A 19,332-nucleotide genomic window follows, 5' to 3' on the forward strand; every position below is an offset into this window, starting at 1 on the left:
CGCGCGCCGCTCATCATCGTCGAGGCGCTGTCGCCGCAGACGCGCCGTAATGATTTGGCCGAGTATGGGCGCGGGGCGTGGTCGGAGGACCGGAAGCTGCTGCGGAAGTGGGACATCTATGAGTCGGTGCTGAAGGTGCCGTACTACGTGACGATAGACGAGCGGCGGGAGGTGGTGCGGTGGTTTCGGCACGACGGGGCGCGGTACGTGGAGGAGCGACCGGCTGGGGAGCGGCTGTGGGTGGGGGAGGCGGGCTTGTTTGTGGGGGCGTGGCGTGGGTGGTATGAGCGGCGGCATGGTTTGTGGGTGCGGTTCTATGATGGGCAAGGGGCGCTGATCCCGACCAAGGCGGAGCGGGAAGCGTTGGAGCGCGAAGCGAAGGAGCGGGAGCGGCAGGCGAAGGAAGCCGCGTTGCAAGCAGTGGAGCAGGAACGTGCCGCCAAGGAGCAAGAGCGCGCCGCCAAAGAAGCCGCCTTGCAGGAACTCGAACGCCTCAAAGCCAAACTCCGCGACCTGAACCGCGCCGATTAGGACACTGCTCCCAAAGACAATGCAAGTTAGCCCCCCGTTTGGCGTGCAGGGAAACGCTGCCACACCAAACACTTGAGCCTGCCGCCAACCCAAGTCTTGCCCATCCTCGTGGAAAGCGCCCCAAATGCTCGCCCGGCGCAGCTCTCACACGCCCACTCCCCCCAGCAAAGGCTCTCCCTCCCCACAAGGATAAAAAAACGTCACCGCGTGCTGACGCGCGCGGCGCAAAGAAAAGGCGCAAGGGAAAAGACTCAAGCGGAATCACACGGAGGGTTACGGCGCGCCAACCACCACGCGCAAGCCAAGGCTGTTGCTCCGCTTCAGCGGTGCGACAAAGAGGCGGTGGGCGGCGCGGCAGCGGCCAGCGCTGCTGCTCCACGACCCGCCGCGCAGGACGCGCTCCTCTCCACTCCCAGGTCCCCGCGGATCATCCACAGGGCTAATCCGGTAGTAGTCCTTCCCATACCAATCCTCGCACCACTCCCACACGTTCCCGTGCATGTCGTACAACCCCCACCCATTCGCCCGCAGCCGCTTCACAGGATGCGTCCGCCCACCGCTGTTCTCCCAATACCACCCCAGCGCCCCCAACAACGCCTCCCCATCCCCACTGTAGTAATCACCTCGCGTCCCAGCCCGACACGCATACTCCCACTCCGCCTCGTGTGGCAACCGCCATACCAACCCACCGCCTACCGGATACCGCGTGTTCAACTCGCTCACAAACCGCTGACAATCTTCCCAACTCACATTCTCTACCGGACACGCCGGACAATCCTTGAACACACTTGGATTCTTTCCCATCACCGCCTCCCACTGCCGCTGCGTCACCTCCGTCTCCCCAAGCCAAAACCCGCGTGTGATCCGCACCCGATGCACCGGCTTCTCATCGTCATCCCCGTTGTTCGACCCCATCACAAACTCCCCCGGCGGAATCCACACCAACCTGATCCCAGCCGGACTCTCCCATACCTGCCCTGTGCGCCCGCCTGCCAGCGGCCGCGCCGCCTGATACGCTCCGTTCTCAATCACCAACACCACTTGCCGCTCATCCGTCTTGCCGCGCCTGAGCAGCCGCTTTGCCTCTTGCGGTGCAGCGCCCCACGCACCGACCCTCCGCGCCACGGGCCACAGCGCTGCCCACCAGAACGCCGCAATAACTACCGCCAACCACACACCACTGCACAGCCTCCCCCATTTCACTGCCATGGCTTTCCCCCTGCCCAATTTTCGCTCTTCATTCCTTGCGCCGCGTGACGCACCGCCAAGGCTGCCGCCTTGTACCACCGCTGCCTGACCCTCACCGTCTCAGAAAGCTCTCTGGGTTTAGGGCCTGTCCTGTTCGGCGACGCCTACCACAAACCGCCACGTCCCTAAACCCAACGACAAAGTCGTGGAACAGAAAAATCTTCCGGAAGGGTCAGCGCACCGCGCGCTTTACCGACCCGCCGCTTTTGGTCACTCTTCTGCCAACACAACCGAAACAACCGAATCGGCTACGCTTCATCCTCCTCGCCAAGCGAGCCGTTCCAGATGCACCGCAGCGCCTCTAGCGCGTCGGCGCGCACCAGTTCGTTGTCGTCCTTGATGACGGCGCGGCGCAGCGGCCGAATCGCTTTGGGATGCTTGATTTTGCCTAGTGAGCGGGCTGCGCCGGCCCGCACAAGGTAGTCAGCGTCCTTTAGCAGAGCAAGCAAAGCCTCGACGGCGCGTGCATCGGCGAGTTCGCCCAACGCGACGGCGGCGGCGTAGCGTACCCAGTGATGGGGATCGCTCGCCATCGGCAGTATCGTTTCGAGATCAGGCTTATGGTGCAGGCGTCCCAAGGCGACTGTGACCGAGCTGCGCACGAGCGGGTCGGGGTGTTGCAAGTCAGGAAGCAGGGTTTGCAGTGTGGATTCATCGCCCAGCTCGCCTACGGCGTCGGCGACGGCGACCCGCACCCACCAATCCGGGTCATGCAAGAGGGGCAGAAGATGGGGTAAGGCGGCGGTGGCTTTACGCAAACGAAGCGCCTCCACCGCCTGCAAGCGAACCTGCGCCGACGCATCCGACAGATACGCGACGAGGGTTTCCAGGGGCGTCTCAGACGAAAAGGCAGGCGTGCTGCTCATAGTGTGTTGGCGGCCCGGAGAATGTTTTTTTGTGGTTGGATTCTAAGAGCGAGTCATTCCGCTCACGGTATGTTGACGCTCAAAGACAGCCACACCTAAATTTTTGTCCACTGGCGTCATTTCGCCAGTAAGCGCTGGCGCGTGGCGCTAGCTTGCAAGCGACGGCGTCACCTCGCCCCTACGACTGATGGCGACAACTTCTCTTTCACGCCCCCAGCCCCGACTCATCTTCGCCGGAAGCAGCCGCTTTGGGCGCTGGATCGCCGTCGCGTTGGGGTTTCCGTTAGTCGCTGGTTTGGTGGGGGCCGGCGTCTTACTCTATCTCCGGTATCCATCCACACTAGGCAAGCTAGACGTTGTGACCACGCCGCCCGGTGCGGAAGTATGGCTCGACGGCCGGCGCGTCGGGACAGCTCCATGCACTATTGAACGAGTCGGAACGGGGCTGCATACCGTGCGGGCGGCACACGACGGCTTTCTGTTGGCCGAACGCGAGGTGCTGATTGAACCCAACGACGCCACAGAGGCGGTCAGCTTTGTCCTTCAGCCGATCAAACCGGAGCAGCCGCCGACAGCCGTCGCCGACGGCGCTCCGACTGAACGCATCGCCGAGTTTCTTCAGCGCGCCGTGGAAGCTTTTCGGCGCGGCGACTTGGTAACGCCCGCCAACGACAATGCGCTTTATTACGCTGACGCCGTGCTGCTCATTCAACCCGACAACGAACCGGCGCGGGCGCTGCGCGCACAGGTGCGCGACGCGCTTATCCGTCAAGCCGAACTCGCCGCCGGGCGCGGCGACCTGGCGACGGCGCAAACGACCTACACGTTGTTGTTGACGCGCTTTCCTAACGACGAGCGAACCACAGCCGGCGTGGCGCGGATCGCCGACCTGATCGAGGCCAACCGTGGGCGGGCGACGCGCTTCCTCGCTCTTGCCGAAGCGGCGCTGGCCGAGGGCCATGACCTCGATCCGCCTGAGTCGAGCGCCTACTTTTACCTGTCGCAAGTGCTCGCCCATGACCGCAACCAGCCACAGGCGCAATCCCTCCGCGCCGAGGTACGCCGCCGGGCGCAGGCCAGAGCCGAAACCTACGTCGCCAAAGGAGACCTTGCTCAAGCCATCGCCGAGTATCGGCGTCTCGTACGCCTTTTCCCGGAAGACCGCACGATGTATAACCGCTTGCGCCAACTTGAGCGCCAACCAACCGCCGGCTCGGTTTCAACCGTGGCCGCCGTCTCACTGCCCGCGATTCGTTACACGAAGGCTCGCGCGGCGGGGCAAATGGGGACGCTCCGCTTTTCCGCTACGGGGTTGGTGTTTGCCGCCCCAAACGGCGCGGAAAGTCTTTCCCTGACGACGGAGTCCATACGCCAACTCACCTTGGCGGGCGAACGGTTGACCGTGACGATGGCAACGGGTGAAACCTACACCTTTACAGGCCGCGGCCTTGAGCGCGGGGTTGCCGTCTGGCGAGCGGCGCGAAAGACGGCGCCGGACGATGCCCAAACAACGCAGAAAGAACACTTTGATGCTCCCCCACCCAACCCGCATGAACCCTGACGACAACCCACCGCCACGCCCGACAGATAGACTCACGGCATTTCTACAGGACTACTTCGGTTCGAGTTCGACGGCTACACTCTCCATCGAACCTCTGCTTGGCGATGCCTCCACCCGAATGTATTTCCGTATTCACCGGGACGGGGCAACTTTCGTTGCGGCTGTCTATGCAGAGCCGTTTGACGCCAAAGCGTTCGCCTACTTGGATGTCACCAACCTCTTCCAAGCCGCTGGTATTCCCGTTCCGCAAGTGTTGGCGGTAGACGACCGGCGCGGCGTCGTGCTGCAACAGGATGTTGGTGATTGCCGTCTCCAAGACGCCTTGGCCGCCCGCCCGGAGAGCACCCGTCGGATAGACTACGACTACGCCTTGCGCCTGATTGTGGACATCCAGAAGACAACAACCGCCGCACAGGCGACAAATTCCATCGCTTGGCGGCAAGCGTTCGACGACGAGAAGTTGTTTTGGGAAATGAACTACTTTTTCCGCAACTACGTCGAACGATATCGGCGGTGGCGGTTGTCGCCGGAAGTGGAGGCGCTAACCCTGGGTGAGCTTTTTGCTCTCTCATATCGCTTGGCGCGGACGCCGCGCGTCGTCTGTCACCGCGATTACCATGCCCGAAATTTGATGTGTCACGCCGGACGGCTCTGGGTGATTGACCATCAGGACGCACGAATGGGGCCGGCGACGTATGACTTAGCCTCGCTGTTGGGCGACCCGTACGCCGCCTTAGACACGGACTTCCAAGCGACGCTCAAGGAACGGTTCTGGCAGTTGCATATGGCGACTTTCGGCACACGGTACTATGCCTCGCGCGCGCAGTTTGAGCATGAGTACCAGCTGATGTTGGTGCAGCGTTTGCTCAAGGCCGTCGGGACGTACGCTTACCAATTCGCCGTACGCAACAATCCCGTCTATCTGGGGTACATTCCCATCGCCTTGCAAACCGCGGCCGAGGCATTGACGCACATCGCCGACCTGCCATGGGTGACGCGGCTGGTTCAGACGGCGCTGGAATGTGAAACCCAGCAAGTGAGTTCGCTTGAGGCGGTGACGGTTGGTGAACCGCCGGCAAAGGCGTAGCGCTGGTCACCTGACGGCCGCGTAAGCGTCATCGCCCGCCTTGCTAGGCGTCGCATGGAAGCGCGTTTTGGCGACGGACCGTGACAGCCAGCGCAACGGGCAAAGGTGGGCTGTTCTCCTTATGTTCGGCGGGACTGGCGACATGTCCTTCGCAGGCTGTGGAAGGTGTGTCGCCGCCCCCAGCCCGCCGACTGGGTGTTACGGCGCTGTATCGCTTTGGCTCTCTAAGGGTGTGCCTCGCTACTGCGCGCCGCCTGACGAAAGCTCGTTACCGTCGCGCCGTCGCCTCAGACGCCGGAGACAGTTCAACCGGCGCTGTTCCGTACGGAATGCCGGCTGTTATTGGCGCTGCGTCGGTCTGCTTTTTCTCGAAGCGACGAATGTACTCCACAAGGTAGTAAATCTGCTGCAAGGTCAGCTTGTCCTTGTAAGCTGGCATAACCTTGCCCTTGCCGTTGACAATGGATGTCACCATGCCCGGCGAAGAATTGTTCCGCTGCCAGCCGGGGTCTTGGAAGTTGGTAGCGTTGATGGCTTTGTTGCCGCCGCCGTTGACTTGGTGACAGCCGGCGCAGGCTGCATAGTTGCGCGTCTGGAGTTCCGCCAGCATCGCCTTGTAGTGGGCGATCTCCTCCGGCGGCGTCCCTTCCGGCAAATTATCCGTCGAACCCTCGTAGAGAACCTGCGCTTCACGCAGAAAGGCCGGCGTGGCGCGCGAAGAAGCGATATGCGACACACCCAACCGTGGTTCGCTTGCACTTCGCGCGCCGACAAAGCAGCCGGCGGCGCATACGGCGGCAAGACTTAGCAGGACGACCTTTTTCATGTTGCCTGTCATGACCGTACTCCTCAATCCAACTTCTTGAACGGCCTCCGGGGCGACCACCTCATACCACGTCAGCGCCGCGCCTCGAGACCGTCCCCCTCCCGTGCGCCGTGAACCAGCCGGCTTCAGGGTTGCTTGTTCTGACGTTCGGCTACCATCCGTTCGACATCGCTAAGCGTTGGCAGCCCGTTGCATTGCCTGCCCTTGAAGGCGCGCAGATACGCCACCAAGTAACGAATTTGCTTCGGACTCAACTGATTGTAGTAGGCCGGCATTGCGCCGCCGCCGTTCCCAATCCCTTTGCCGTTGTAAATCGAAGAATAAATGCCGCCGTCGGAGTTATTTTCCTGCCAACCGGGATCGGTGAAGTTCGTCGAGCGCGGGACGTTTCCACAACCGTTGTGGCCGTGACAGCCAACGCAGTTGTTCTGGAACAGCGCGCGGCCCTCCCGATAAATCTCCAACGGATCACGGTACATTTCAGCTTCATTGAGTTCAACGCGCGCCGGCGAACCAAGCGGGTCATTCCCCGCTACATCCTGCTCGTTGACCTGCTGCAGGTTGAGCGGCGTAACGCGGTCGCGCAGCGCGGCGGCGTCGCGTGCGCTCTGGGTATTCTGGGCGATACTTTCACGCACGATTTCTTCCGCCGTCTTGGAAGTCTGATTACGAAGCGGCATCGGCTCTTTCGGGTAGCGGGTCTCATTTGGATCCCGAGAGCCGACAAAGCAACCGCCGACAAAAAGCGCCAAAGCGCAGCCCAGCACGATGATCTTCACGTCTTTCATAACCGTTAACCTCGCGCGGACGGGGCGTTGGTGGACTAGCCCAGCCCTCTCAATCAAGCACCGGCCGGGGAACGACGCAGCCGTGTCAAACGGGGTGGTTCGGGTTCGCGCGCGCGTTCACGGAATGTCACCGTCAGCAGTTCGCCTTCCGCCGTGTAGTCAATCATGTCGGCGTTCGACAGAATCCGGGGCAGCGAAACGCTGCGCGCAATCCGCCCAATGCACATATACAAGTCCATCCCGACGCGCTGAACCTCAATGTGGTCGTTTTCAGATAGGAACGGAATCCGCACCACAAACCGCCGGATGTCCGGCGTGTCGGTCGCACGCGGGTCTTCAACCCACATGTTCTTCTTGCTGTAGAGAACGCTCCCAATGTCGGTTGCACCGAACGCCTTAGCGCCGACTTCACGCAACGCTTCAACCCCCAACGGTTCGCAGGGTTCGAGAAACAGCTTGAAGATCGGCAGCGGCGCAAACGCCGACTCAATATCATCGAGATACCGCCCGTGCAGTTTCGCCCAGTAGTTGAAATAACTGCCTAACTCCGCCCCGTGGAGGGCATCGCCGACTGGGTAGATTTTATTAACCACCACGGCGTCAATCGTTAGGCCGTAAATGTGCGTAAAGGTGTAGGCGCGCTTGCTTTCCAGAATCGAAAGCTTTTCCGGGTTGATAACCAGTCGCAGCGTCACGTTCGCACCCGTCAGGAAGGCGCTGACCTGATTCATTGAGTCCAGCAACCGGTTGACTTCGTCGAAGAACTCCGGGTCAGGGCCATTGGACGAGCCAAGCGGCTTCATCACTGAAGCCATTCCTTGGTACACGCGAAAGAGTCGCTTGCCCATGCTGCCGCCGACGATGAGTTCCGGGTAGGCCAGCAACCGCAGGGTGTTGCCCGTCGGCGACGTGTCAAGAATCACCACGTCCCACTGCCCGGACAGCGCTTCGCGATGCAGCCGTACCAGCGAAAAAATCTCGTCCAGTCCCGGTTGTGTCGAAAGCTCCGAAGCGACCGAGGCGCGAATGCCCCGCTTTTCGTAGCTTTCCGCCACAAACTTCTCGAAGTTGCCCATGTTGCGCTTCGCTTCGTAGAGCGTATCAATCTCCAAGCCGAAGAGATTGTCTGTAATAGGCGTCGGCTCCGTCCGCGACAGCGACATCTGAAAAACGTCGCCAAGGGAATGCGCCGGGTCGCTGGAAATGACCAAGACCTTTCTGCCGGCGGTCGCCAGCGTGACGGCTGTCGCCGCCGAAACGGTGGTCTTGCCCGTGCCGCCCTTCCCGGAATAGATAATGACTCGTGTGTCCGTCATCTTCGCCCCGGCTGGCGTGTGGGCATTACCTGCCCACACTTCCCGCATCAAATGTGATTTTTGTCGGTAACGGCGTCTCGGCGCGCTGGGGGAAGCGCGTCACCCGAAGAAGATGTCAAACGGTGAGTAACTGCCTTTGCAGATACCCTCGGCCCACGCTTTGTAGCGTCCGCCCGTAAACACACGGACGTTCTCCGCAACGCGATCCCACTCAAAGCTGTTGGCCGTCTCGATGAACTTCTTCCCCTTCGGAATGGACACTTTGAAGCGAATGCTTAGATCGGCCGGCTCAGAGTTGACGGCGATGCCGTGGTGCGCCAGTGGGACGAGCGGGTGGTTGAGCACCTTCCGCTTGCCGCCCTCAATCGGAACAGAAAAGCCCGGCAACTCCACGAACAACTTAACCTCAATCCCTTGGACGCTGGCGTTGAAGTTGCCTTGCAGCCGTGCAACGCGGCCGCCTTGATTGACCGGCTTGCCCAAGCCATCAATCGGGAAAAGTTCAAGCCAACGGCTGATGGAGTCCACAATCCCCGTGCCGCCGCCAGCAAACCGGAAGTCAATGCGGGATTTTTCACCGCCTTCGATTTCGGAGAAGTAGTACACGTCAATATTGTCAAGGCTTTGCCCAGTTTGCTCCAGCGCATTCCACAACGGCCCAATCAGCCACACGTCCTTGATGTAGTCGCCAAAGTTGGGCGAGTTGCGGAAGGCATCCTGCATTTCCAGCCACGTATCAATGACTTCTTCGCTATCCAGCGGGACGCGCACCGACAGGTCATGGAAGAGATTGCCGCACAACAGGCGCTGCTTGCGCGCGATGATGTTGTCGTCAATCGCCTTCGACCGCCAGTAGCGCAGGCAATCCACGACGCCCTCAAACTCAAAGCGATGTGAAAACTTCCCAACCGTGATTTTGCCGTCGCCAGCGGCGACACGGCGCGTCGGCGACTCGTTGGCGATGTCGGTTTCACCTTCAACACGGCCTAGAATGCCGTCCACAATGGACTGCCCAAAGAAGGTGAGCCGTACCACGTCGTCCTCGATCTTCTTGGCTTCGAGTTTGAGTTCGCCGTCAATCGGCAACAGCGGCGAAGCCGAAGGAACATTGGAAATGCGGGCTTCCGCCCGAAGTGTACCCCAACCAGTAGCGTCAAGGTCGAGGTCGTAGTTTGCAGTGGTGAGTTTGCTTCCCATACGGCGGTCTCCTGCAAGGGATAAGAAAATCACCGGCCGGCAGGCGGCGCGACGCGCCGGCCGCAATCGCCCGTTTCGTATTGGCGGGCGGCGGATTACTGCTGTGCAGGGGACGCAAAAATGTGGAAACCGTGCTTTCGGGACGGGGCTTCCATCCGTCCGGCCGCCGCAGCCGAGTGGGCTGCGGCGGCGTCTCCGGGGGTTGGTTGTCTACCGTGTGGAACGTCGCGGGGGCGTTCTCACACTTCCAAGTTACTTCACAAAATCGATCCGATTCGCGTCAATTCATCCCGCTGACGCCAGTATGGTTCGTCCACCATTTCGATGTGCAGGTAATCCTCCATGTACTGCGTCCGCGAGACGCCGCCTTCCGTGAAGACCACCGCGTCGGTCGGACACGTTCCGGCGACAAAGCACAACGAGCAACTAATGCACCGGGTTTGGTCAATCCAGTAGGTTTCGCCGCCGTCCAAGACGGCTTCCACGTCGCGCGGCAGAATGGCGTTGACTTTGGGCGGACACTCATCCGTACAGTAGCCGCAGCCGATGCACAGCTCTTCGATGATCGTGTAAATCTGCCGCTCGCGCTTCTTCTTGGGCGGCGCAGCCTTCGGCCGCGACAACCGACTCGGCGGCCCTGGAATCGGCGGCGGGGCGACTTTCGCCGCCGCCTTGGCGGCTGCCTTGGCGGGGGCTTTGGCGGCCGCCTTCGCAGGCGCTTTCGCCGCAGCGTCATTGGTTGTTTCCAACTTTTCGTCTGCCATGGTGACTTTGCCTTTCACACCGGGAGATGACGGATACTTTTTTCAAGCCCCGTGTTGAAAAAATGTCCATAACCATCACCGGCGGCAATGTGAACTTTGTCACAGGACTCGGCGTACAGCTGCGAAAGCGTCGGCGGCGTTTGGGCGACACGCCGTGCGCCGCCGACGCGCTCCGCTAACGATTTTGGAAGAAACCATCAGCGAAGTAGAGGAACACCAACACGAACGTTCCCGTGTAGAAGAAGACTGTTCCCCAGAGTTTCGCCGTCGCCAAGTTTGAGACCGGGAAGCGCACTTCCTGAAGCGTCTTGATACCCAGCCGCTTGCCCACCAGTCGCACCCACCGACTCTGGATGTCGCCGCCTTCGGCACGGGAGCCGCGATCCTTGAACCAGAGCGCAAAGCTCACGAACCAGATGAGGTGTCCCAGCAGCAACATGGCTGTCAGGTGGTTGTCCGTCCAAATCCAAGTGGTTTCGTTCCACATGTAGAGGAACACACCGCCCGTGTGACTGATGTTGTGCGTGAGGTAGTACGCCTCGTTGCCGCGCGCCATCATGGTCGCAATCCAGCCGCCGTCGAGATACCAAGCAATTGCCGACAGCGGTTTGATGGAGAACAGGATGCAGAACCACATCTGATCCTGAATCGAGACGCCGCACGTCCCGCCTTTGACCGGCCCGATGCAGGGGAAGTCCGGCGACTGCTTGCGCCATTCAAAGTCCCGATACCACGGGCTTTGGTAGTTGTGGAAAGCAATGCGCAGCAGCGGAATGAAGCCGAACAGCCACCCACCGATCATCAGCCAGAAGAAGATCGCGTCGTTGATTTCGCCGTCTCGATGCTGGTCGCGCAGGTTCGAGTAGAGCACCGCCGGCGTGCTTTCTAGGCGCTCACGCCAAGCCAGCAGGTTGGCATGGGCCTTTTCCAACGTTGGTCGGAACTCATCAAGAGCCGCTTGCGCGCGCTTTTTCTCCTCCTCGGTTTTGGCGTCGTCAACGGCGTTCAGCAGTGAAACCGCCTTGAGGTGCGCCGCCAAGTAATCACTCCGCGCTTTCTTATCACCTTCCACCGTCTTCTGGTTCTGGAGATACCAGATGCCTTTGTCTACCCAGAAGAGCGGATTGACCTTGCGCAGGAAGTGCGTCCAACTTCCCCACTGTACAGCGTACAGTTTGGGCTGCCCCCACTCCGGCATGTAGTTGATTTCTTCAATGGTCGTGAAGCTGTAGGTTGGCGACGACCCGATGCCCAGTTCTTCGTTGAGAATTCGGTCACCAACCTGCAAGTTGCGCGCTTTGACCAGTTTAGCCGTTCCGTCGGGGTTGGTGAGCCACTCACCGCCAGCTGTCGGGTCCCACGGATTCTTCGGACGGAAGACGCGGTAGCCGATATTGCCGGCTTCACCATCCATCTGAATGGCGCGGTAGGAGCGGAACTGATAGATGCCGAAGTTGAGGTCAAGCTCGGCACCGGTGTTCCAGCAGATCATCCCGTAGCCAAAGACGACGGTCACGAAGCTGACGAACATCGTCGTCCCGACAATTTTGGTCTGGAGGTCGGGGTTCTGGAACCACGTAATGAACTTCGAGCGCGCCTGTTTGTAAGCGCCGGAGATGTTCAGCCCGTGCAGATACTGCCCGCCGTGGAAGACGCCCGCCGCCACGTAGAGCAAGCCCACCTGAACGTGGTTGAACGTGATCATGTTGTGAATCATCCGACCGGGATTGACGATTTTCTTCCCGTAGATGATGACGTTCATGTCGTTGAGGATCAGGTATGACGGGTGGTTGCGCAGCGCGAGGAAGCCCACAATCGCCAGCGCGAAGCTCACATACCCGATAGCCGTCAGGTGAACGTGAAAGACGGCCTTGGTGTCCTCCAGGTGCGTAATGTTGATGCTGCGCGGCGGCCGATACCACCAGTACGCGCCCAACGCGATGAACAACACACCCCAGACAAAACACATCGTCGTTTCGCCGTTGATGGTGTTCATCGGGTGCATGACCTGCTGGAGGTACGGGTCATACCAGCCATACGGGAACGGCGCCTGCTCAATCGGCATCATCCCGTTCGGCGTCATCACCTGCGCTGGTTGCAGGGGAACAGGCGGCTTATCGAGCACGAACCACAGGACGAAACCCCAGATGAAAAACAGCAGGCCGATGTAGATGGTGTGCGGACTGAGGGCGTCGGCGTAGGTTCGCCTGAGAATCTTCCACGGCGTGTTCGCAAAGCTGCCCCACGGCAGGCCGACCTTGTACCATGGCCCGTCCGGCGTAAACCACTTGATCTGACATAGCCTTTTCAGACCAGGCACGTAAGGCAGCAGCCAGAAGATTTCGCCAATCGTAGCGCCGCCGCGCGCACCGTAGTAGTGCGCCGCGCCAGCGTAAATCAGCCACAGCCCCAACCCAATATGGAACGATCCCCAACCGAAGAGCCGAAAATCGGTCATCGTAAGGGGATACTGCCCGAAGAAGGGTAGGTGCTTGGTGCTAAACTCGCCGATGAGCGGCAGCCAGACCTTCTGGATCTGCTCGGTGTCGTACGGATCGTAAATCCCCAGTGAAATGAGACGCGGCCGCAGCGTGATGTTGACGTAGCCGTCATTCCACATCGTCATACTAGCGTAGAAGTACGTCCCGATCAGACATGCCAGTCCACCAATCAACATCATGTGCGCGCCGAAAATGCGCTCCGGCGGCATCGGTAGTTCCAGTTTCTGGTACCACCGCTTCACCCCGTTGGCGTAGGACGAAAAACTGGCCATATGCAACTCCCTCTGTAGAGGACTCTCTCACCAACCGCGCCACAACCACGCGCGGCGTCGTCAACAGCTTGACTTCACGGGGACGTTGAAGCGGGGACGGAAGCGAAGGACGGCGCGAAAACGGCCGTTGCGGGACCCTTGCCGTCGCCCGTTTATTCGAGGAATCGGTATCCAAAGAATTCGTGCAGAGCGTATGAATCGCGTCGGGCGAACGCGCATATCCCGTGATGGTTTCAACCTACTTTGGCGTTAAACCAAGGTCAAACATTACTTCGGCGTCAGGGTTTAGCGCTGCTTTGCGCCCGTCATGGCCTGATGGTCGAGACAAAGTTGGCGGGGCTTCCGTCGGCGTGGTAGCGTGTTTGACGCTGATCCGTGAAAGCGAAACGCTATGACAAGCGGTTTTCCAGTGATTGGCATTCTCAGTCTTCAGGGCGATTTTGCCGCCCATGCCCGGACGCTGGAACGCGCCGGTGCGACGCCGCGTTTCATCCGTCGAATTCGCGAGTTGGAAACCGTGTCGGGACTGATTCTACCGGGCGGCGAAAGCACGACGATGCTGCGCTTCCTGCAGGCTGAGCCGTGGTTTGACGCCCTGCGCGATTTTGCAGCGTCGGGACGGACACTGTTTGGGACATGCGCGGGGGCGATTTTGCTGGCCCGTACGGTGACGCACCCTATGCAAGCGTCGCTAGGGTTGTTGGACATTACAGTTCGACGCAACGGCTACGGTCGCCAAATTGACAGTTTCACAGCGACCACGACGCTTCCAGTCATCGGTTCCGCCCCTTTTGAACTGGTCTTCATCCGTGCGCCCATCATTGATTCGGTCGGAGCGGGCGTTGAGGTGTTGGCCGAGTACGGCGGACACCCGGTGTGGGTGCGGCAGGGATTGGTCCATGCGGCGACTTTCCACCCCGAAATGACCGACGATACCCGCCTGCACCGGTTTGTTTTTGGTTTGATGGAGACCGAGACAAAACAAAACGGCGCGTCACACTGACGCGCCGTTTTGATGGAGTGCCGAAGGGGGGACTCGAACCCCCACGGTTGCCCATACGCCCCTCAAACGTACGTGTCTACCAATTCCACCACTTCGGCAGCAGTGAGCGGACGCTATGCCTGCGCCGCCCCAAAATGTCATTTTTGAGTCCCCGCCGACTTCTCTGTCTTCGGCGTGGAAGCGCCGCCAGCGCTCTTTGGCGCTTCGGACTTCTTGTCGCCTTCCGGCTTACCGGCGTCTTTCGGCTCACTGTTTTTCGGCCCCTCGCCTTTCGGCTGCTCGCCAGCGTTACCTTTCGGCTGCTCACCAGCGTTCGCAGCAGGCGCGGCGTCACTGCCTTCCTTCTTGTCTTCCGGTTTTTTGTCTCCCGGCTTTTCTTCCTTCTTAGGCGGCGGCTCGTCCCTGATGCCCGAAGCGACAGAGCGCGGCGCTAGCACGCCCGGCACGGAGAACACAAAAGCCAGCGCCATAAACAACCCCATGAGAACGAATGTCGCACGCTCAAGGGGTTTCTGCGCCCCGCGCGGGCCGAAGGCCGTCTGACTGCCGCCGCCGAACAAGGCAATGTCACCTTTCCCCGGCTGGAGCAGCACGACACCAATCAGCAAAAGGCAAACGATGACAAAGAGCGCATAGAGAACGTAAGCATACCAGGGCATTGACCTGAATTCACCCCACCGACCGCCTCACTACTGTCCGAGTTTCACCCCATCGCCTTTCGTAGCCGCTTGACAGAAGCGCCGAATGAGCTCCGCGAAGCCGTCTGGAGACAAACTTGCACCGCCGACTAACGCGCCGTCTACATCGGGTTGCGAGGAAAAGCCCGCAATGTTGTCGGCCGTTACGCTTCCACCGTACAGAATGCGTAACGCCTCCGCCGCCGCAGCCCCGAAGCACGCTTCCCAAACCGCACGTACGCGCTGGTGCATTCCTTGGGCTTGCTCCGGCGACGCCGCCTGACCGGTGCCGATGGCCCAGACCGGCTCATAGGCGACAACTATACGGTGCGCGTCGGCGTCTGTCAACGCATCCGCTATCGCAAGCAGTTGCCTTTCCACCACCTCTGACGCCTTACCCGCTTCACGTTCGGACAAGGTTTCGCCAACACAGGCTACCGGAAGTAGGCTGGCCGCCAGCGCCCGCCGCACCTTGGCAGCGACGACGGCGTCCGTCTCGCCGTAGTAGCGGCGTCGCTCGGAGTGGCCGATAATGACCCCGTGACAGCCGACGGCTTGGAGCATTTCCGCCGAAACTTCACCTGTGAACGCTCCAAAGGGGCCTTCCGCCGCCACATTTTGTGCAAAGATTTGCAGCGCTGTCTCCTGTACCGCCGCCTGCATTGCGGCTAGCGCTACAAAAGCAGGCGCAATGCCGACCTCGCAGCCGGTAAGATGAGCGAGGTGGGGCTTGAACGCCATAAGGTAAGACACCGCCTCCGCGACGGTTTTGTGCATTTTCCAGTTTCCGATGATGAGCGGTATACGGTGGGCCATCTTGATGTCCGCCAATGCGTTGGTCGTAGGTGAGTCCCCAGCGGCGCTGTAAACGCCTCGACTGAGGGCGACGTTTACCCTAATAAAAAACCAGACCCGCCGTCCCCAGTCGAGCAAACTTTTTAGACCGCTTAACCGTAACGGGGGCTGTGACGAGAAGAAAGCCGCAGAAGCGCTGAAGTCGAGCTAACCAGCGCGTCGTACGCAGCGGCTGGTTACGTCGCCGAACAAAGCCAGACTGGTTACGTCGCCGAACAAAGCCAGAGATGTAACGCAGGAGGTCGTCGCCCATGAAGTTTTGTTCTGGCTGATCACAACGACGTTGTGGATTGTCGCCTTGGCGGACGCCATCCGCAGCGGAGGAACCCTTGGTCGGAAAATCATTTCCGTTGCACTCATCCTCGCCTTTCCCGTGCTTGGCCCGCTCGTGTACCTCTTTATCCTCCGGGATTGGGCGCAGGGACGCTCATAGGCGCGGCTGCTGAAGCGTAGGCGCGAAACACAGACGAGGCTACAGGGGCTTCTCAGGTCCTACCTCGGAACGGTCAGCGTCTGCATCCAACGCGCCTTGAAAGGCTTTTTGGACACGCTCTAAGCTCTGTCGCGTAGTCCCGAACGGAACAACATCAAGGCGATGGCTGAAACGTCGTTCGTTGCTGAGCTTGAAACGTTGGAGTTTGATGTGGTGCGCGCGCATCTAGCGCGCGAAACGCGCACGCCCTACGGCCGTGAACTGGCGCAAAGCCTGACGCCCTCAGCCAACGCTGGTGAAGTTCGGCACTGGTTGCGGCTCACGACCGAAGCTCGCCGTTTTTTCGCCGAACAAGGCGGTTTTGGCGTCGGCGAAGCGCCGGACGTACGCCCCCTGCTCAGCCGCCTGTGCCTAGAAAACGCCGTCCTGACAATTGACGAAATCCACGCACTGGCGCGGACGATTGACGCCGGGCTGGATGTTCGCGGAACGCTGCGGCCGCATCGAGAGCGGTTTCCCAGACTGGCCGCCGTCGCAGAACGCATTCCTGACCTGCGGGAGACGTTGGCGCGCGTGCGCCGCATCGTCACACCGGACGGCCGGCTCGATGAAAGCGCCAGTTCGGAATTGCAGCGCTTGCGCGCCGAACAGCGCGTCCAGCACGACCGGCTGCGGCGGATGCTGGAACGCCTGCTGCAACGCCGTGACCTCGAAGGCGTGTTTTCCGACGACATTGTGACGCAACGCCACGGGCGCTTCGTCGTTCCGGTACGTGACGACAACCGGGGCAAAATCGCGGGCGTTGTTCACGGTCTGTCGAGCAGCGGCATGACAGCCTTCGTCGAACCACTGGAAGCCATTCCGCTCAACAATGAACTCATCCGCCTCGAAGAGCTAGCCGAAGCCGAAATCGCACGGCTACTCGGTGAAGCGTCCGCTACGCTGCGCGACCAACGGGAGGCCATCGCCGCGCTAGTGGAGGCGCTAGGAGAACTTGACCTTATCGCCGCCAAAGCGCGTTTCGCCGACCGCCTCAACGCTGTCGAACCGTCCGTGTCAGAAGCCGGACGGTTTCAGCTCACTGACGCCCGCCATCCGTTACTGGCGCTGACGCTTCAGGCGCAGGGCCGCGACGTTGTGCCGCTCAGCCTCACGCTTGACGCCGAGCGCCGGGCGCTGGTAGTGAGCGGCGCGAACGCTGGCGGCAAAACCGTCGTGCTCAAAACGGCCGGGCTTTGTGCGCTGATGATGCAGGCAGGCTTACACGTCCCAGCCTGCGCCGCCGAGCTGCCGGTGTTTGCGCAAGTCCGCGCCGATATTGGCGATCAACAGTCGCTCGCCGCCAACCTTTCAACTTTTTCCTCCCACATCACCAAGCTGGTCGGCTTCGCCGCCGATCTCACCCTGCCCGCCCTGATACTGCTGGACGAAGCTGGTACAGGGACGGATCCCGACGAAGGCGCCGCGCTTGCTCAGGCGGTCATTGAGTACTTCCGTACGCACGGCGCGTACGTGATCGCCACCACTCATTTCAATGCGCTCAAGGCCTACGCCGAAATGACGCCCGGCGTCGTCAGCGCGGCCGTTGCCTTCGACATGGAAACGCTGACGCCGACCTACAGATTGCACTTGAACGCCGTCGGCAGTTCCAGCGGGTTGCACATTGCACGGCGGCTGGGACTGCCGGAAACCATCATTGAGCAGGCGCGCAGCTGTCTCGGCGAACGTGAAATCGCGCTGGCGCGGTACGTTGCAGAACTCGAACGCCGTGTGACCGAGGCCCGCGATGCGGCGGCGGCGCTGGACGAGGAGCGGGCCGCACTGGCGCGGCGTTACGCCCAACTCGAAGCGGAGTTCGCCGCCCGCGATGCTGCGCGGCAAGCCGATGTTGAAGCGCACGTACAACGGTTAGCAGCCGACTTTGAGGCTCGGCTGGCCCCACTACTGGAGCGCATCAAGCTGACGGAGAACCGTGAGCGACTACGCCGCGAAGTCAAGCGCGAACTGGACGCTGTCGTGGCGGGGGCGAGCACCCCGTCGGCGGAAAAGCGGTCGGCCGCTCCGCCGCCTCTGATGCTCCCCCCGAAACCAAAGGCCGTTCATCGGGCGGATGCGGCGCTCACAGCACAGCCGGTCACCTCGGCGGCTGAGTTGCGTCCCGGCGACCGGGTGCGAACGGCGTTTGGGACGCTTGGTCGCGTCGAAGCCATTTCGGGCGACGAAGTGACGGTGACCAGCGGCGCGCTGCGCCTGAAAGTGCCAGCGACCAGTTTGGGGAAGCTTCCGCCGTCCCCCGCTAAGACCAATCAAGCGCCTCCGTCCCGGCAAATCCTGACGGCGATGCACAATGTCGCCGCCACCGGCCAGGTCCCGCCCGAAATCAATCTCATCGGGCTGACAACGGATGAAGCCACGGAGACGCTCGACCGCTACCTCGATCGTGCGACGTTGGCTGGGCTGACGCAGGTGCGAGTCATTCACGGCATTGGGACGGGCGCGCTGCGCCGCGCCGTCGAAGCCTTCCTGTCCGGTCATCCGCATGTGGAAACCTTTACGCGCGCGGACCGGCGGCAGGGCGGCGACGGCGCGACTATTGTCACCCTGCACCCATGACGGCGCTCACCACTGCGCTGCGTCGGTTTCTGGCGGCGGTGTCGTTTCTGACGCGCCTGCCCGTGCCGCACTGGGCGCATCCCGACGCGCCGACGCTCGCGGCGGCGACGGTCTATTTCCCGCTGGTCGGCGCAGCGCTGGGTCTGTTTGAAGCGGGGTGCGCGTTGGCGCTGCACCGCTTCGTGTCGCCGGAAGCGTTGGCGTTGTCACTGATTGCCGTCACCGTCCTTCTGACTGGCGCGTTGCACTACGACGGTCTTGCCGATACGGTGGATGCGCTGGGCGGCGGTTGGTCGCGCGAACAACGGCTGGCGGTGATGAAAGACCCGCACCTTGGAACATTCGGGGTTTTGGCGTTACTGCTGGCGGCGGCGGCGCAGTTTGTCGCACTCAAAAGCTTTCACGACCTCGAATCCCTCTGTCGGGCGTTGATTGTCGCCCCCTGTCTGGCGCGGATGACCATTGTGTGGCTTGCGTGGCGACTACCCTATGCACGCGCCGAAGGCGGTACGGGGCGGTTTGTCGAGTTCTTGCATGGCGGCCACGTACTCGGCGCGTGGCTGCTCGGCGGCAGCATTGTGCTAGTCATCGGCGGACGGCTAGGAGGCTTGCTGCTGGCCATGGCGGCGACGCTGGTTGTGATGGCGGGACGCTATTTTGAAGACCGGTTGGGCGGCGTCACCGGCGACGCGCTGGGGGCCGTCAGCCAAATCTGCGAGACTTTGGCTTATGGCGTTTGGGTTACGCTCCGGCCGTGAATCACACAACACAGCGCGCCGCCAGCAAGGGTGGAG

Annotated in this window: 18 protein-coding genes and 1 tRNA gene; 7 read left to right on the top strand and 12 right to left on the bottom strand. The window is 61.1% G+C overall.

Annotation, left to right across the window (positions count from 1 at the left end):
* Positions 1 to 531: Uma2 family endonuclease (locus tag NZ585_03000; protein ID MCS7079004.1), on the top strand; the 531-nt coding region annotated here is incomplete at its 5' end.
* A 273-nt stretch (positions 532 to 804) separates the two neighbouring features.
* On the opposite strand, the gene NZ585_03005 is transcribed toward NZ585_03000, so the two are convergent.
* Both NZ585_03005 and NZ585_03010 read right to left on the bottom strand, forming a co-directional pair.
* Complete coding sequence (locus NZ585_03005) at positions 805 to 1,740, bottom strand: formylglycine-generating enzyme family protein (protein ID MCS7079005.1); 936 nt, start codon at positions 1,738 to 1,740, stop codon at positions 805 to 807.
* A gap of 287 nt (positions 1,741 to 2,027) precedes the next feature.
* The gene (locus tag NZ585_03010) at positions 2,028 to 2,645 is read right to left on the bottom strand and encodes a HEAT repeat domain-containing protein (GenBank protein ID MCS7079006.1); all 618 of its coding nucleotides are present in this window, start codon (positions 2,643 to 2,645) and stop codon (positions 2,028 to 2,030) included.
* A 187-nt stretch (positions 2,646 to 2,832) separates the two neighbouring features.
* On the opposite strand from NZ585_03010, the gene NZ585_03015 reads away from it, so the two are divergent.
* Positions 2,833 to 4,206 carry a PEGA domain-containing protein gene (locus NZ585_03015; GenBank protein ID MCS7079007.1) on the top strand — a complete coding sequence of 458 codons (1,374 nt, stop codon included), beginning with the start codon at positions 2,833 to 2,835 and terminating at the stop codon, positions 4,204 to 4,206.
* Positions 4,175 to 5,293: a phosphotransferase gene (locus NZ585_03020; protein ID MCS7079008.1), complete on the top strand. Its 1,119-nt coding sequence runs from the start codon at positions 4,175 to 4,177 to the stop codon at positions 5,291 to 5,293. Before NZ585_03015 ends, NZ585_03020 begins: the two co-directional genes overlap by 32 nt.
* Positions 5,294 to 5,561: 268 nt before the next feature.
* On the opposite strand, the gene NZ585_03025 is transcribed toward NZ585_03020, so the two are convergent.
* From NZ585_03025 to NZ585_03050, 6 genes are all read right to left on the bottom strand, one after another.
* A complete protein-coding gene (locus tag NZ585_03025) occupies positions 5,562 to 6,131 on the bottom strand; it encodes a c-type cytochrome (GenBank protein MCS7079009.1) in 570 nt (189 codons plus the stop codon).
* Positions 6,132 to 6,244: 113 nt separating this feature from the next.
* Positions 6,245 to 6,907, bottom strand: coding sequence for a c-type cytochrome (locus NZ585_03030; GenBank protein MCS7079010.1), 663 nt, complete (start codon positions 6,905 to 6,907; stop codon positions 6,245 to 6,247).
* 53 nt (positions 6,908 to 6,960) lie between these two features.
* Complete coding sequence (locus tag NZ585_03035) at positions 6,961 to 8,223, bottom strand: ArsA family ATPase (GenBank protein ID MCS7079011.1); 1,263 nt, start codon at positions 8,221 to 8,223, stop codon at positions 6,961 to 6,963.
* A gap of 99 nt (positions 8,224 to 8,322) precedes the next feature.
* Positions 8,323 to 9,420 carry a bacteriochlorophyll a protein gene (locus NZ585_03040; protein ID MCS7079012.1) on the bottom strand — a complete coding sequence of 366 codons (1,098 nt, stop codon included), beginning with the start codon at positions 9,418 to 9,420 and terminating at the stop codon, positions 8,323 to 8,325.
* A 257-nt stretch (positions 9,421 to 9,677) separates the two neighbouring features.
* Complete coding sequence (locus NZ585_03045; protein ID MCS7079013.1) at positions 9,678 to 10,184, bottom strand: 4Fe-4S binding protein; 507 nt, start codon at positions 10,182 to 10,184, stop codon at positions 9,678 to 9,680.
* Positions 10,185 to 10,359: 175 nt separating this feature from the next.
* A complete protein-coding gene (locus NZ585_03050) occupies positions 10,360 to 12,957 on the bottom strand; it encodes a hypothetical protein (protein MCS7079014.1) in 2,598 nt (865 codons plus the stop codon).
* A gap of 391 nt (positions 12,958 to 13,348) precedes the next feature.
* On the opposite strand from NZ585_03050, the gene pdxT reads away from it, so the two are divergent.
* Positions 13,349 to 13,960, top strand: coding sequence for a pyridoxal 5'-phosphate synthase glutaminase subunit PdxT (pdxT, locus tag NZ585_03055; GenBank protein ID MCS7079015.1), 612 nt, complete (start codon positions 13,349 to 13,351; stop codon positions 13,958 to 13,960).
* An 18-nt stretch (positions 13,961 to 13,978) separates the two neighbouring features.
* Here pdxT and NZ585_03060 read toward each other — a convergent pair.
* The 4 genes from NZ585_03060 to NZ585_03075 all read right to left on the bottom strand — a co-directional run bounded on the left by NZ585_03060 (position 13,979) and on the right by NZ585_03075 (position 15,745).
* A tRNA-Leu gene (locus NZ585_03060) sits at positions 13,979 to 14,058 on the bottom strand.
* Between the two features lie 39 nt (positions 14,059 to 14,097).
* Complete coding sequence (secG, locus tag NZ585_03065; protein MCS7079016.1) at positions 14,098 to 14,619, bottom strand: preprotein translocase subunit SecG; 522 nt, start codon at positions 14,617 to 14,619, stop codon at positions 14,098 to 14,100.
* Between the two features lie 30 nt (positions 14,620 to 14,649).
* The gene (gene tpiA / locus NZ585_03070) at positions 14,650 to 15,453 is read right to left on the bottom strand and encodes a triose-phosphate isomerase (protein MCS7079017.1); all 804 of its coding nucleotides are present in this window, start codon (positions 15,451 to 15,453) and stop codon (positions 14,650 to 14,652) included.
* Between the two features lie 79 nt (positions 15,454 to 15,532).
* Positions 15,533 to 15,745 carry a hypothetical protein gene (locus NZ585_03075; protein MCS7079018.1) on the bottom strand — a complete coding sequence of 71 codons (213 nt, stop codon included), beginning with the start codon at positions 15,743 to 15,745 and terminating at the stop codon, positions 15,533 to 15,535.
* Between the two features lie 6 nt (positions 15,746 to 15,751).
* On the opposite strand from NZ585_03075, the gene NZ585_03080 reads away from it, so the two are divergent.
* The 3 genes from NZ585_03080 (at position 15,752) to cobS (ending at position 19,296) form a co-directional block, all read left to right on the top strand.
* The gene (locus NZ585_03080; protein MCS7079019.1) at positions 15,752 to 15,925 is read left to right on the top strand and encodes a PLDc N-terminal domain-containing protein; all 174 of its coding nucleotides are present in this window, start codon (positions 15,752 to 15,754) and stop codon (positions 15,923 to 15,925) included.
* Positions 15,926 to 16,087: 162 nt separating this feature from the next.
* Positions 16,088 to 18,538 (top strand): Smr/MutS family protein, encoded by a 2,451-nt coding sequence (locus NZ585_03085; protein ID MCS7079020.1) that lies wholly within the window; start codon positions 16,088 to 16,090, stop codon positions 18,536 to 18,538.
* Positions 18,535 to 19,296, top strand: a complete 762-nt coding sequence (cobS, locus tag NZ585_03090; protein MCS7079021.1) for an adenosylcobinamide-GDP ribazoletransferase — start codon at positions 18,535 to 18,537, stop codon at positions 19,294 to 19,296. Before NZ585_03085 ends, cobS begins: the two co-directional genes overlap by 4 nt.
* Positions 19,297 to 19,332 lie beyond the last annotated feature (36 nt).

The organism is Chloracidobacterium sp. (assembly GCA_025057975.1).
Lineage (GTDB): Bacteria > Acidobacteriota > Blastocatellia > Chloracidobacteriales > Chloracidobacteriaceae > Chloracidobacterium.

Excerpts from the sequence above, each read along its gene's own strand:
- NZ585_03005 (MCS7079005.1), bottom strand. The coding sequence starts at position 1,740 with ATGGCAGTGAAATGGGGGAGGCTGTGCAGTGGTGTGTGGTTGGCGGTA.
- NZ585_03010 (MCS7079006.1), bottom strand. The coding sequence starts at position 2,645 with ATGAGCAGCACGCCTGCCTTTTCGTCTGAGACGCCCCTGGAAACCCTC.
- NZ585_03015 (MCS7079007.1), top strand. The coding sequence starts at position 2,833 with ATGGCGACAACTTCTCTTTCACGCCCCCAGCCCCGACTCATCTTCGCC.
- NZ585_03020 (MCS7079008.1), top strand. The coding sequence starts at position 4,175 with ATGCTCCCCCACCCAACCCGCATGAACCCTGACGACAACCCACCGCCA.
- NZ585_03025 (MCS7079009.1), bottom strand. The coding sequence starts at position 6,131 with ATGACAGGCAACATGAAAAAGGTCGTCCTGCTAAGTCTTGCCGCCGTA.
- NZ585_03030 (MCS7079010.1), bottom strand. The coding sequence starts at position 6,907 with ATGAAAGACGTGAAGATCATCGTGCTGGGCTGCGCTTTGGCGCTTTTT.
- NZ585_03035 (MCS7079011.1), bottom strand. The coding sequence starts at position 8,223 with ATGACGGACACACGAGTCATTATCTATTCCGGGAAGGGCGGCACGGGC.
- NZ585_03040 (MCS7079012.1), bottom strand. The coding sequence starts at position 9,420 with ATGGGAAGCAAACTCACCACTGCAAACTACGACCTCGACCTTGACGCT.
- NZ585_03045 (MCS7079013.1), bottom strand. The coding sequence starts at position 10,184 with ATGGCAGACGAAAAGTTGGAAACAACCAATGACGCTGCGGCGAAAGCG.
- NZ585_03050 (MCS7079014.1), bottom strand. The coding sequence starts at position 12,957 with ATGGCCAGTTTTTCGTCCTACGCCAACGGGGTGAAGCGGTGGTACCAG.
- pdxT (MCS7079015.1), top strand. The coding sequence starts at position 13,349 with ATGACAAGCGGTTTTCCAGTGATTGGCATTCTCAGTCTTCAGGGCGAT.
- secG (MCS7079016.1), bottom strand. The coding sequence starts at position 14,619 with ATGCCCTGGTATGCTTACGTTCTCTATGCGCTCTTTGTCATCGTTTGC.
- tpiA (MCS7079017.1), bottom strand. The coding sequence starts at position 15,453 with ATGGCCCACCGTATACCGCTCATCATCGGAAACTGGAAAATGCACAAA.
- NZ585_03075 (MCS7079018.1), bottom strand. The coding sequence starts at position 15,745 with ATGGGCGACGACCTCCTGCGTTACATCTCTGGCTTTGTTCGGCGACGT.
- NZ585_03085 (MCS7079020.1), top strand. The coding sequence starts at position 16,088 with ATGGCTGAAACGTCGTTCGTTGCTGAGCTTGAAACGTTGGAGTTTGAT.
- cobS (MCS7079021.1), top strand. The coding sequence starts at position 18,535 with ATGACGGCGCTCACCACTGCGCTGCGTCGGTTTCTGGCGGCGGTGTCG.